This is a genomic window from Corynebacterium sp. 20-84 (genome assembly GCF_053479455.1).
The window spans coordinates 121365-134701 of record NZ_JBRBCB010000004.1; the positions used below are offsets into that span (position 1 = coordinate 121365).

13 protein-coding genes are annotated in these 13337 nt (G+C 63.0%); all 13 read left to right on the forward strand.

All coding sequences use genetic code 11. The features are described 5' to 3' along the window. Window positions 1–86 precede the first annotated feature (86 nt). A complete protein-coding gene (gene rho, locus ACUY2Y_RS04335) occupies window positions 87–1922 on the forward strand; it encodes a transcription termination factor Rho (protein WP_448324958.1) in 1836 nt (611 codons plus the stop codon). Then, the gene (gene prfA, locus ACUY2Y_RS04340) at window positions 1922–3001 is read left to right on the forward strand and encodes a peptide chain release factor 1 (RefSeq protein WP_448324959.1); all 1080 of its coding nucleotides are present in this window, start codon (window positions 1922–1924) and stop codon (window positions 2999–3001) included. Before rho ends, prfA begins: the two co-directional genes overlap by 1 nt. Beyond that, on the forward strand, window positions 2988–3842 hold the full coding sequence (prmC, locus tag ACUY2Y_RS04345; RefSeq protein WP_448324960.1) for a peptide chain release factor N(5)-glutamine methyltransferase: 855 nt from the start codon (window positions 2988–2990) through the stop codon (window positions 3840–3842). The genes prfA and prmC overlap by 14 nt, the downstream gene beginning before the upstream one ends. A 31-nt stretch (window positions 3843–3873) precedes the next feature. Continuing rightward, a complete protein-coding gene (locus ACUY2Y_RS04350; RefSeq protein WP_448324961.1) occupies window positions 3874–4539 on the forward strand; it encodes an L-threonylcarbamoyladenylate synthase in 666 nt (221 codons plus the stop codon). After that, window positions 4536–5675, forward strand: a complete 1140-nt coding sequence (locus tag ACUY2Y_RS04355) for a glycosyltransferase family 4 protein (protein WP_448324962.1) — start codon at window positions 4536–4538, stop codon at window positions 5673–5675. The genes ACUY2Y_RS04350 and ACUY2Y_RS04355 overlap by 4 nt, the downstream gene beginning before the upstream one ends. An 11-nt stretch (window positions 5676–5686) precedes the next feature. After that, on the forward strand, window positions 5687–6115 hold the full coding sequence (locus ACUY2Y_RS04360; protein WP_448324963.1) for a hypothetical protein: 429 nt from the start codon (window positions 5687–5689) through the stop codon (window positions 6113–6115). Between the two features lie 308 nt (window positions 6116–6423). Beyond that, window positions 6424–7221 carry a F0F1 ATP synthase subunit A gene (atpB, locus tag ACUY2Y_RS04365; protein WP_210574704.1) on the forward strand — a complete coding sequence of 266 codons (798 nt, stop codon included), beginning with the start codon at window positions 6424–6426 and terminating at the stop codon, window positions 7219–7221. Between the two features lie 100 nt (window positions 7222–7321). Then, entirely contained in the window at window positions 7322–7564 is a 243-nt protein-coding gene (locus ACUY2Y_RS04370; protein ID WP_210574711.1) for an ATP synthase F0 subunit C, read from the forward strand. Between the two features lie 47 nt (window positions 7565–7611). Then, on the forward strand, window positions 7612–8193 hold the full coding sequence (locus tag ACUY2Y_RS04375; protein WP_448324964.1) for a F0F1 ATP synthase subunit B: 582 nt from the start codon (window positions 7612–7614) through the stop codon (window positions 8191–8193). 8 nt (window positions 8194–8201) lie between these two features. Further along, on the forward strand, window positions 8202–9035 hold the full coding sequence (locus ACUY2Y_RS04380) for a F0F1 ATP synthase subunit delta (RefSeq protein ID WP_448324965.1): 834 nt from the start codon (window positions 8202–8204) through the stop codon (window positions 9033–9035). Between the two features lie 9 nt (window positions 9036–9044). Continuing rightward, on the forward strand, window positions 9045–10724 hold the full coding sequence (gene atpA, locus ACUY2Y_RS04385) for a F0F1 ATP synthase subunit alpha (protein ID WP_448324966.1): 1680 nt from the start codon (window positions 9045–9047) through the stop codon (window positions 10722–10724). A 79-nt stretch (window positions 10725–10803) separates the two neighbouring features. Continuing rightward, a complete protein-coding gene (locus ACUY2Y_RS04390) occupies window positions 10804–11778 on the forward strand; it encodes a F0F1 ATP synthase subunit gamma (RefSeq protein ID WP_210574719.1) in 975 nt (324 codons plus the stop codon). A 3-nt stretch (window positions 11779–11781) separates the two neighbouring features. Beyond that, window positions 11782–13332, forward strand: coding sequence for a F0F1 ATP synthase subunit beta (atpD, locus tag ACUY2Y_RS04395; RefSeq protein ID WP_448324967.1), 1551 nt, complete (start codon window positions 11782–11784; stop codon window positions 13330–13332). Window positions 13333–13337: the final 5 nt, after the last annotated feature.

Consider the following 13337-nt stretch of genomic DNA (forward strand, 5'->3'; position numbering starts at 1 on the left):
ATTGCGGGCTTTGAGCGCCTGTCGGCCGAGAGTGGGGACAACCGCGTGAAAACACAGCGTCGCACGAATATGACGAAAGGACATCCGTGACCGATACGGGTAACGCCGCGAGCCAGGACCTCGCATCGCTGAAGCTTCCGGAGCTGCGCAAGATCGCCGCCGAAAAAGGCCTGCGCGGCACGTCCGCCCTGCGCAAGGGCGAGCTGATCCAAGCCATCACCACGGGCACCGTCCCGCAGCGCGCACGTCAGCGCGCCAGCGAGCAAGCCGCCGCAGACAACGCCGGCGCTGCTGAAGCTCCGAAGAACGACGACAAAAAGAACGAGAAGAGCGACGACAACAAGGGCGACGAGCAGCGCTACGAATCCCGCTCCGCCGCTCGCCGCGCGCGCCGCAACCGCGCCAAGCACGAGCAGAAGCTTGACGACGGCTCTGGCAACCGCGACTCCCGTGACTTCCATGACGACCGTGGCGGCGATAACCGGGGTGACCGGAACGATCGCGACAACCGCGATAACCGTGACAACCGAGACAACCACGACGACCGTGGTGACCGGAACAACCGCGGCGACGGCAACAACAATCGCGGCGGCGGCAACAACCACGACGGTGGCGGTAACGGCGGTAACGGCGGCGGGGGTGGCCGTCGCGGACGCCGCAACCGCAGGAACCGCCGCAACCGCGACAACCACAACGGCGGTGGCGGCAGCAACCAGAACCACAACAACGGCCAGGACCTGGACCCGGAGGAACTGCAGGAGGTCGCGGGCATCGTCGATATCGTCGACAACAACGCGGCGTTCGTGCGCACGACGGGGTACCGGGCGAACCAGGCGGACGTGTTCATCAACAACAACCTGGTGCGCCGCTGCGGCCTGCGCTCGGGCGATGCGGTGATCGGACAGGTCCGCGCGAACGGCCAGGGGCACACGCACGGCAATGGCCGTAATCGCCACCGCTACAACCAGCTGGTGCGCGTGGACACGATCAACGGAATGACGGTGGACGAGGCGAAGCAGCGCGCGGAATTCCACAAGCTGACCCCGCTGTACCCGAATCAGCGTCTGCGTCTGGAAACCGAGCCGAATATCCTCACCACGCGTGTGATCGACCTGGTCATGCCGATCGGCAAGGGGCAGCGCGCGCTGATCGTCTCCCCGCCGAAGGCAGGTAAGACGACGATCCTGCAGAATATCGCCAACGCGATCGCGCATAACAACCCGGAGTGCTACCTCATGGTCGTGCTTGTCGACGAGCGCCCCGAGGAAGTCACCGACATGCAGCGCTCCGTGAAAGGCGAGGTCATCGCCTCCACCTTCGACCGCCCGCCGAGCGAGCACACCGCCGTGGCGGAGCTGGCCATCGAGCGCGCCAAGCGCCTCGTCGAGATGGGTCAGGACGTCGTGGTCCTGCTCGACTCCATCACCCGCCTGGGCCGCGCGTACAACAACTCGTCGCCGGCATCGGGCCGCATCCTGTCCGGCGGTGTCGACTCGAACGCGCTGTACCCGCCGAAGCGCTTCCTGGGTGCTGCCCGCAACATCGAGGAAGGCGGCTCGCTGACCATCATCGCGACCGCCATGGTGGAGACTGGCTCGGCAGGTGACACCGTCATCTTCGAGGAGTTCAAGGGCACCGGCAACGCCGAGCTCAAGCTAGACCGCAAGATCGCCGAGCGCCGCGTCTTCCCGGCCGTGGACGTCAACCCGTCCGGCACACGCAAGGACGAGCTGCTCATGAGCCCGGAGGAGGCGCGCATCATGCACAAGCTGCGCCGCATCCTCTCCGCGCTCGACCCGCAGCAGTCCATCGACATGCTGATCAAGCAGCTGAAGAAGACGAAGAACAACGGCGAATTCCTCGTCGGCGTGGCACAATCCGCACCAATGGCTGCGGACCAGGAGACGGAGGAATACCAGTAATGGCAGAGAAATCGCAGGTTTCGCTTGTCGACGACTACGTCTCCGAGTACCAGGGCATCCAAGCCCAGATGAGCGACCCGGAAGTGGTCGGCGACCAGGACCTCTTCCGCAAGCTGTCCAAGCGCTACGCACAGCTGCAGCCGATCATCAACGTCAATAACGAGCTGAACCAGGCCCGCGAAGACCACGAGGCCGCCGCTGAGATGGCAGCCGAGGACAAGGAGTTCGCCGAGGAGGCCGCGCGCCTTGAAGGCGAGATCGTGCGCCTCGAAGAGGAGCTTGCTGACCTGCTCGCCCCGCGCGATGAGCACGACGCCGACGACGTGATCATGGAGATCAAGGCTGGCGCAGGTGGCGAAGAAGCCGCGCTCTTTGCTGGCGATTTGGCCCGCATGTACCAGAAATACGCCGAGAAGGCGGGTCTGAGCTGGGATGTTCTCGACGTCGCAGAGTCCGACCTGGGCGGTGTTAAGGACATGACTGTCTCGGTGACCATGAAGAATCCGTCGCGTGACGGCGCGTGGTCGAAGCTGAAATTCGAAGGAGGCGTCCACCGCGTGCAGCGCATTCCGGTGACGGAATCGCAGGGCCGCATCCAAACGTCGGCAGCCGGTGTGTATGTCTTCCCGGAGACGGAGGACGTCGGCGAGATCGAGATCGACGAGAAGGATATCCGCGTCGACGTGTACCGTTCCTCCGGCAAGGGCGGCCAGGGCGTCAACACGACGGACTCGGCCGTGCGCATCACGCACCTGCCCACGGGCATTGTGGTCACGTGTCAGAAGGAGCGTTCCCAGATTCAGAACCGCGCGCGTGCGATGCAGGTTCTCCAGGCCCGTCTCGAGCAGGCCGAGCGTGAAAAGGCTGAGGCTGAGGCGGCGGAAGGCCGCGCTTCGCAGGTCCGCACCATGGACCGTTCGGAGCGCATCCGCACCTACAACTGGCCGGAGAACCGCATCTCGGACCACCGCATCGGTTTCAAGGCGAACAACCTCGACTCCGTGCTCGACGGCAACATGGACGATCTGATCACCGCGCTCCAGACCCACGAGCGCCAGGAGCGACTTGAAACAGAGTAGCCTCCGCTCAGCGATCGAGAACGCCACGCAATCGCTTATCGACGCCCACGTTGCCTCCCCCGAAGTCGACGCCCGCCTCATCGCCGCCCACCTTCTCGGCGTGCCTGCGACTCAGCTGATTTTGGCCGAGCCGACACCTGAATTCGAGGCGGACTACGCGGCCCTCATCGCCCGCCGTGTCGAGCGTGAGCCGCTGCAGCACATTCTCGGCACCGCGCCTTTCGGAGTGCACGATTTGAAGGTCGGCCCGGGCGTGTTCATCCCGCGCCCGGAGACCGAGGTGCTCGCCGAGTGGGCGGTGGGGCAGACACCTACCGGAACTGTCGTCGACTTCGGCACAGGTTCCGGTGCCCTTGCCATTTATATTGCCGAGCGTGCAGCGCCGGAGCTCGTCATCGGTGTCGAGAAATCTCCGGTCGCCATCGCAGCTGCCCGCGAGAACGCCGCCGCGCATTCCAACGTGCGGATCTTCGAGGGCGACATGACCGACCCGAACCTGCTGTCCGATCTGACCGGCACCGTCGACCTCATCGTCGCCAATCCGCCGTACGTTCCGTTCGTGCCGGAAGAATCCGGTGAGCTCGAACCGGAGGTCTACCGCGACCCACTGGATGCCGTCTTCTCCGGCGACGACGGCATGGACGCGATCCGCGGGCTCATTCCTGTCGCGGCTCGGCTGCTCGTCCCTGGCGGGAAACTCGGCATCGAGCACGACGACACGACAGCCGCGCTCACCCGCGAACTGGTCGAAGCAGACGGTTCTTTTGAAAATATCCGCAACATGCCCGACCTCACGGGGCGCGACCGTTTCGTCACGGCGAGTAAGCTACGGACAAACTGACCTCTTTCATCTCTTAAGGAGCACCACTTCAATGCCCAGCAGAATCTACGACTGCCTTGACCCCCAGGGGCGCAAGGACGGCATTGACGCCGCCACAAAGGCAGTTCGCGCGGGGCAGTGCGTGGTGTTGCCGACTGACACGGTCTACGGGATTGGGGTGGACGCGTTCAATCCGGATGCCGTCGCAAAGCTCCTTGCTACAAAGCGTCGCGGCCCTGACATGCCCGTGCCTGTTCTCGTGGGGTCGTGGACCACGATTCAGGGGCTGGTGCGCGAGTTCACGGATACTGCGAAGACGCTGGTCGAGGCGTTTTGGCCCGGCGGTCTTTCCCTCGTCGTGCCCGAGGCGCCGTCGCTGCCGTGGAATCTTGGCGACACCCGCGGCACCGTTCTCTTGCGCATGCCCCTGCAGCCCGTTGCGATCGAGCTGCTCCGCGAAGTCGGTCCGATGGCTGTGTCGAGCGCCAATATCTCGGGGCAGGCCCCGCCGGTGTCCGCTGCTGGCGCGCGCGACCAATTCGGCGAGGCCGTGCAGACCTACCTCGACGGAGGGACTGCGCAGGTGGGGGAGCCGTCGACCATCCTGGATATCTCCGGTCCCGCGCCGGTGATTCTCCGCGAGGGCGCCGTGAGCCCGGAACGCATTGGTGAGGTCCTGAACCTTGACCCGGAGCAACTGAGGCGGAAAGACCGGTGACCGGATCAGGCGTCCCTCTACGAGAGCTGGGGCTGGTCATCCTCGTCGCTGCGGTGCTCAGCTTCCTAGCTACGGGTCCTATTCGCTCCGTCCTCGTTCGGACCGGCCGCATCGCGGAGATCCGCGAGCGTGACGTGCACACCCAGCCCACCCCGAGCCTCGGCGGCGTGGCCATGTTCACCGGTTTCTTGTCCGCTGTGTACCTGGCGATGCAATTACCGGCGCTCACCCGCGGGTTCGCTCCCGTGACTCCCGAGATGACCGCCGTGGTCGTGGGTGCCTTCCTCATCGTGGTCGTTGGAATTATCGACGACCTCTACGAACTCGGCGCCCTCTCCAAGTTCTTCGGCCAAGTCGTCGCCGCAGTGACCATGTCGGTGATGGGACTGTCTTTCAATGTCTTCTACCTGCCGTTCGGCGGCGGAACGACATTGATTCTCGACCCGGCGCAGGGCGTTATTGTGTCCTCGCTGATCATCGTGATGCTCATCAACGCCTTCAACTTCGTCGACGGCATCGACGGACTGGCAGCCGGACTCGGCATGATCGCCGGCGCCGCCATCCTCGTGTTCTCGCTGACCGTGCTTCATGATCAAGGCGGCGCCGTCTCCGCCTATCCGCCCGCCATCATCTGCGCTGCGCTCGTGGGCATGTGCGCCGGCTTCTTGCCGCACAATTACGAACCCGCGCGGATCTTCATGGGGGACTCAGGCGCCATGCTCATCGGGCTGCTGCTCGCCGCCGCATCGATCTCCGCGTCCGGCAAGATCAACATGTCGCTCTACGGCACCGCCGACTTCGTAGCACTGATCAGCCCGTTTATCGTGGTGGTCGCCGCTGTCGCGCTGCCTGTCATCGACCTCATCATGGCGGTTATCCGCCGCGTGTCCCAGGGCAAGAGTCCGTTCGCCGCCGACCGTCAGCACATTCACCACCGCCTCCTGGCGCTCGGCCACACTCACCGCCGTACCGTTCTCGTGCTGTACATGTGGGTCTCGGCGATCGCGTTCGGAGCAGTGAGCTTCTCCGTCATTCCGTCGCGCTATGCCGCCGCGCTACTCATCACGGCGATCCTGCTCGCGGCCGCCGCCACCGCCGTGCCCGCGATGAAGGGAAAGATCGGACCCGCGCGGTAGCATGAGCATCTGTGAATACAGAAGCTAAAGACGTCCCCGAGTACGAAGACCCCCAAGCTCCGCTCAAGCGGGCTCTGAAACTGGGCACTGGGGCTTTGATCGTCCTCACCCTCGTCTCTCTCGCGGCCTGGGGCGCAGCACGTGACCTGCCCGGCATTTGGGGAGTGCTCCTCGGCGCAGCCGTCGGCGGTGGCTTCGTCCTCCTGACCGTCATCTCCGTCCTCGCGACCGCGAACACCACGCCGTCCACGACCATGGCTGTCGTCCTCGGAAGCTGGCTAGTCAAGCTTTTAGTCCTGATCGGACTGATGATGTGGCTGCGCACGATGGACTTCTACGACACCGCCGCATTCGGGGTGACCACCATTGCAGCTCTCGTTGTCGTCCTTGCCTCTGAAGTCTGGGGAATCATGACGACTCGGGCTATGTACGTCGGGTAGCTGTGACTCAGCTAACAGCAACCTGAATGGTGCCCGCACCTGCTCATACGCCCAACCTGAATAAAGCCCCGCAACAACCTCCCCCCAACGTGCCCGATTCGCCCCATCTGCTGATAGGCTGATCGCGGGTTAGAAGAGGAGAGCTACGCCTTAATGGGGTAATCACCTCTAAAAGTCCCCTGCACCGCGGTAGCTGATGTGCGACGGAATCCGCCGCGGAAAGCAGAAATGAAGACGTCCATCGCACCGCACTTCCAAAGAGTGCGGCCCGAGAACGGGAGAGAACGCTGAGCGTTACAACTTTGGCCATGAGGGGCAGCTTCCACGCACCCGAATTGGACCCAGAATTTTTCCCGGGGCAATACTACGGCCACATCATCGGGGAAGACTTCCTCGGTGGTTGGTTCGCGCTGGATCGCATCATGATCGTCCGCCTGTTCATGGCGGCCGTCCTGATCATCCTTTTCCTGCTGGCCTTCCGGAAACCCCAGCTGGTTCCCAAAGGTCTGCAGAACTTCGGTGAGCTCGCAGTGGACTTCGTCCGTCTGCACATCGCCGAAGACATCTTGGGCAAGAAAGAAGGCCGCCGATTCCTCCCAGTAATCGCGACCATCTTCTTCACGGTTCTCTTCATGAACGTTGCCACGATCATTCCGGGGTTGAACATCTCGCCGAGCTCGCGAATCGGTCTACCGATCGTGCTCGCGCTGGTGGGATACTTCACCATGATCTACGCAGGCGCATCGCGCTACGGATTCGGCAAATACGTGAAGCACTCGCTCGTGATCCCCAACTTGCCACCCGTGCTCCACCTCCTGGTGGTGCCGATCGAGTTCTTCTCGACATTCATTCTGCGTCCGGTCACCCTGGCTCTTCGTCTCATGGCGAACTTCCTGGCCGGCCACATCATTCTCGTCATGCTGTACTCCGCCACGAACTTCTTCTTCTGGCAGCTCAACGGCTGGACGGCAATGGGTGGCCTCACACTGGTCGCAGCGGTCCTGTTCACCCTGTTCGAGTTGATTGTCATCTTCCTGCAGGCGTACATCTTCGCCCTTCTGGTCGCGGTGTACATCGAACTGGCGCTGCACGCAGATTCGCACTAGTCAGGCGCGAACTGACACACGGTCAACTGAATAACCCCACTCACAACGTCAAAGCCCGGGCCACAGACGGCACGGGCACCAAGAAAGGGAACGACTTTCCATGAACGACATCATCCTCGCGCAGGCAGCAGACGCCACCAAGTACACCGGTCTCGGCGCCATCGGCTACGGCATCGCCACCATCGGCCCGGGCCTGGGCATCGGCATCCTCGTCGGCAAGACCGTCGAGGGCATGGCACGTCAGCCGGAGATGGCTGGCCAGCTGCGCACCACGATGTTCCTGGGTATCGCCTTCGTCGAGGCGCTTGCCCTGATCGGCTTCGTCGCCGGCTTCCTGTTCTAAAAGAACACGCACATTAACTCGTAAACCTTTTAGTACAGGAGCAACCAATGACGAACGTCATCTACCTACTTGCGGCCGAGGAGGCCGAGGACTTTCCGCTCGAGGGCGGAAACTCCATCCTCCTGCCCAAGAACTACGACCTCGTCTGGTCCCTCGTTGTCTTCCTCATCGTCTTCCTTCTCTTCTGGAAGTTCGTGCTTCCGAAGTTCCAGGAAGTCCTCGCCGAGCGCGAAGACAAGATCAAGGGCGGCATTGAGCGCGCCGAGTCCGCTCAGGCGCAGGCCAAGGCTGCTCTGGAGAAGAACAACGCACAGCTCGCTGAGGCACGCGCCGAAGCCGCCGAAATCCGCGAAGCAGCCCGCCAGAAGGGCAAGGAGATCGAGGCAGAAGCCCGCGCCAACGCAGAGGCAGAGTCCCGCCGCATCGTCGCAAACGGCGAGAAGCAGCTCCAGGCCTCCCGCGAGCAGGTCATCGCTGATCTTCGCAACGACCTGGGCCAGAACTCCATCACGTTGGCAGAGGAACTCCTCGGTGAAGAGCTGTCGGACAACACCCGACGCTCTAACACCATCGATTCCTTCCTGAGCCAGCTGGATACCGTCTCCGCCCGCTCGGCGACGCGGAAGTGAGGTAGTCCATGAAAGCAGCTAGCCGCGAAGCACAGACTCGGGTTGCCGAGAAACTGGACGCATTTCTGCGCAACGCTGGCAACACCGTCTCCACTGCAGCGCAGGTGGGCACCGAACTGTTCCTCGTTGTGGACCAGCTCGAAAACCACCGTCCCCTGCGTGTCGCAGTGGCAGACACCTCCCTGAAGCCGGAGCAGCGCTCGGGCATGATCAGCGACGTCTTCAACGGCAAGGTGGGGGATGCCACCCTGACCGTTTTGAAGGAGGCTGCTGAACAAGACTGGTCGACCCCGCGCGAGTTCCGCGAGGGACTCGTGCACCTGGGTCGCCGGGCGCTCCTCCGCGGTGCCGAGAACGAGGGCAAACTCGAGCACGTTGAAAACGAGCTCTTCGCACTGTCCCGTCTTCTCGAGCGTGAGGGCGAGCTGACCCAGCTGCTGTCCGACCGCCGCGCAACCGCAGACCAGAAGCGCCAGCTTCTGGCGAGCGTCCTGTACGGCAAGGTGACCATGTACACCGAGGCGCTTGCGCTGCAGGTGATTGGTCGCCCCGAGCACAACCCGGTTGACGACATCGCCGCAGTTTCCCGCGAGTCCGCCGAGTTGACGGGCAAGACGGTTGCGGAGGTCGCATCCGCGACAGAGCTGACTGATGCGCAGCGTGACGCACTGGCAGACAAGCTAGGCAAGATTTACGGCCGCGAGATGGCCATCCACTCCGAGGTTGACCCCAGCCTCCTCGGCGGTGTGACCATCCGCGTTGGCGACGAGCTTATCGACGGCTCCACGCGCGGCAAACTGCAGCGCCTGCGTGCCGACATGGCAGCCAACACGGCTTACTAACGACGAACAATGCTGGAACAATCTACCGAGAGCAGGAAGAACATGGCGGAGCTGACGATCTCCTCCGATGAGATCCGTAGCGCGATAGCGAACTACACCTCGAGCTACTCCGCGGAGGCCTCCCGTGAGGAGGTCGGCGTGGTGACGTCGGCTGCAGATGGCATTGCCCAGGTTTCCGGGCTGCCGGGCTGCATGACCAACGAGCTGCTTGAGTTCCCGAACGGCGTCATCGGCGTCGCACAGAACCTCGACACCGACACGATCGGTGTTGTGGTGCTGGGTAATTTCGAGACCCTCACTGAGGGCGACAAAGTTGTACGGACCGGCGAGGTCCTGTCCATCCCGGTCGGAGAGGAATTCCTCGGCCGCGTAATCAACCCCCTGGGCCAGCCGATTGACGGTCTTGGCCCGATCGAGGCCGAAGATGAGCGTGTGCTCGAGCTTCAGGCCGCGAGTGTGCTCGACCGTCAGCCGGTCGAGGAGCCGATGCAGACGGGCATCAAGGCGATTGACGCCATGACCCCGATCGGCCGTGGCCAGCGTCAGCTGATCATCGGCGACCGCAAGACCGGTAAGACCGCGGTCTGCATCGACACCATCCTCAACCAGAAGGCCTACTGGGAGACCGGCGACAAGACGAAGCAGGTCCGCTGCATCTACGTCGCCATCGGCCAGAAGGGCTCGACCATCGCAGGTGTGCGCCGCACCCTCGAGGAGAATGGCGCTCTGGAGTACACCACGATCGTGGCTGCTCCGGCGTCCGATTCCGCGGGCTTCAAGTGGCTGGCACCGTTTGCCGGCGCTGCGCTGGGCCAGCACTGGATGTACCAGGGCAACCACGTCCTGGTCATCTACGATGATCTGACCAAGCAGGCTGAGGCGTACCGTGCGATCTCGCTGCTGCTTCGTCGCCCGCCGGGCCGCGAGGCATACCCGGGTGACGTGTTCTACCTGCACTCCCGCCTGCTCGAGCGCGCAGCCAAGCTTAACGACGAGCTCGGCGCCGGCTCCCTGACCGCTCTCCCGATCATCGAGACGAAGGCGAACGACGTGGGCGCCTTCATTCCGACGAACGTCATCTCGATTACCGACGGTCAGTGCTTCCTCCAGTCCGACCTGTTTAACCAGGGCGTCCGCCCGGCTATCGACGTGGGTATCTCCGTGTCCCGTGTCGGTGGCGCAGCGCAGACCAAGGGCATGAAGAAGGTCGCCGGTAACCTGCGTCTGGACCTGGCCGCATACCGCGACCTCGAGTCCTTCGCAGCATTCGCGTCCGACCTCGACGACGCTTCCAAGCGTCAGCTCGAGCGCGGCCAGCGCCTCGTCGAGCTGCTGAAGCAGTCCGAGAACTCGCCGCAGCCGGTCGAGTACCAGATCATCTCGATCTTCCTCGCCAACGAGGGCGCTTTCGACTCCGTTCCCGTCGAAGATGTCCGCCGTTACGAGGCAGAGCTGCACGAGACGGTCCGTGCTGAGGCTCCGGAGGTCTACGAGCAGGTTGAAGGCGGCACCGCGCTGTCCGACGAGTCCAAGGAGACTCTCAAGTCGGTCAACGATCGTTTCGCCCGCACCTTCCAGTCGACCAATGAGGAGCACGTCGTCCGCGAGCCGGAGGCAAAGCCCCTCGACGAGTCGGATGTGTCGAAGCACCAGATCAACGTTTCTCGTAAGTCGCAGAAGCGCGACTAGTTCAGTCCAGAGCAAGCTAGACGAACTAGACGAGCGAATACGACTCACTACGACTTAAGAGAAAGGAGGAGCACACACCATGGCTACACTTCGCGAACTGCGTGACCGCATCAGGTCAGTCAATTCCACGAAGAAGATCACCAAGGCCCAGGAGCTGATCGCGACCTCGCGCATCACCAAAGCCCAGCAGCGCGTTGAGGCGGCACAGCCGTACGCCAACGAGATGCAGGACATGATGGAGCGCCTGGTCTCTGCGACCAACCTGGATCACCCGATGCTTCGTGAACGCGAAAACGGCAAGGTGGCGGCGATGCTCGTGGTCACGTCCGACCGCGGCATGGCCGGTGGCTACAACCACAACGTGCTCAAGAAGGCTGGCGAACTGGAGCGCATGCTCCGGGACAACGGCTACGACGTGGTCCGCTTTATCACCGGCGGCAAGGGCGTCAGCCACTACGACTTCCGTGATCAGGAGATCGCGGGAGAGTGGACTGGCTGGTCCCAGGATCCGTCGTGGGAGTCCACCCATGACGTCCGCCAGCACATGATCCAGGGCTTCGAAGCCAGCTCCGAGGGTGAGGCGAAGTGGCGTAACGGCCTGCGCAGCACCGAGGGGCAGGCTGTCCGTGGCTTCGACCAGGTGCACGTTGTGTACACGAAGTTCGTGTCGATGCTGTCGCAAGAAGCTACTGTTCACCAGCTGCTTCCGATCGAGCCCGTCTTCCACGACGTCGAGTTCGAGCAGGAAGATCTGTTGAGCACGTCCGGTGCCGTGTTGCCGGACATGGATTTCGAGCCGGATGCAGAAACGCTCATGGAGCAGCTGCTTCCCGCGTACGTTTCCAGGTCGCTCTACTCGATCTTCCTGGAGGCGTCGGCAGCGGAGTCCGCGTCTCGACGCACCGCGATGAAGAACGCGACCGACAACGCAACCGAACTTGCCGGCGAGCTTTCGCGCGAAGCGAACCAGCTCCGTCAGGCGAAGATTACCCAGGAAATCACCGAGATTATCGGCGGCGCTGGCGCGTTGTCCGGTAGCGGAGAAAGTGACTAGAACATGACTACAGCTCAATCTTTTGATGGGCGTAACGACGAGCCGACCGGGGCTGAGGACAACGTCGCAGCCTCCGGTGCCGTCGAGAACGCCGCTGATAATGCCACCCAGGCTCGTAGCGCTGAGAGCACGCAGAACCCGCAGGGCTCCGAGAACGGCCGCGTCGTGCGCGTCATCGGCGCCGTCGTCGACGTGGAGTTCCCGCGCGGCGAGCTGCCGGAGCTCTACAACGCTCTGCAGACCAACATCGAGCTCGAGGCAGTGGCTAAGACCATTACTCTCGAGGTCGCTCAGTTCCTGAGCGACGGCCTCGTCCGTACCATCGCCATGGCTCCGACCGACGGCCTCGTCCGCGGTGCCAAGGTCGTCGACTCCGGCAACCCGATTTCGGTTCCGGTCGGCGATCAGGTCAAGGGCCACGTCTTCAATGCTCTGGGCGACTGCCTGGACGACCCGTCGGTCGGCCAGGACGGCGAGCGCTGGGGTATCCACCGCGAGCCCCCGGCATTCAAGGACCTCGAGGGCAAGACCGAGATTCTCGAGACCGGTATTAAGGTCATCGACCTTCTCACCCCGTACGTCAAGGGCGGCAAGATCGGCCTGTTCGGCGGCGCTGGTGTGGGCAAGACCGTTCTCATCCAGGAGATGATTACCCGTATTGCACGCGAGTTCTCCGGTACGTCGGTCTTCGCCGGCGTCGGCGAGCGTACGCGTGAGGGTACGGACCTCTTCCTCGAGATGGAGGACATGGGCGTCCTTCAGGACACCGCCCTTGTCTTCGGCCAGATGGACGAGCCGCCCGGGGTCCGTATGCGCGTGGCCCTGTCCGGCCTGACCATGGCGGAGTACTTCCGCGATGTTCAGAACCAGGACGTGCTGCTGTTCATCGACAACATCTTCCGTTTCACCCAGGCAGGTTCTGAGGTGTCCACGCTGCTCGGCCGTATGCCGTCTGCTGTGGGTTACCAGCCGACCCTGGCTGACGAGATGGGTGTTCTCCAGGAGCGCATTACCTCGACCAAGGGCCGTTCGATTACGTCTCTGCAGGCCGTTTACGTGCCGGCTGACGACTACACCGACCCGGCCCCGGCGACGACCTTCGCTCACCTGGATGCGACGACCGAGCTCTCCCGTTCCATCGCCTCGAAGGGTATTTACCCGGCTGTGGATCCGCTGACCTCGACCTCCCGCATCCTGGAGCCGGGCATCGTCGGCGAACGCCACTACGCGGTCGCTCAGAAGGTGATCAACATCCTGCAGAAGAACAAGGAGCTGCAGGACATCATCGCCATCCTCGGTATGGACGAGCTGTCCGAGGAAGACAAGATCACCGTTATGCGCGCTCGTAAGATCCAGCGCTTCCTGGGCCAGAACTTCTTCGTCGCGAAGAAGTTCACCGGCGACGAGGGTTCCTACGTGCCGCTCGAGGAGACGATCGACGCGTTCGACCGTCTCGCGTCCGGCGAGTTCGACCACTACCCGGAGCAGGCCTTCAGCAACCTCGGCGGTCTGGAAGACGTCGAGGCTGCGTACAAGAAGCTGCAAGAGAAGTAGGAGTA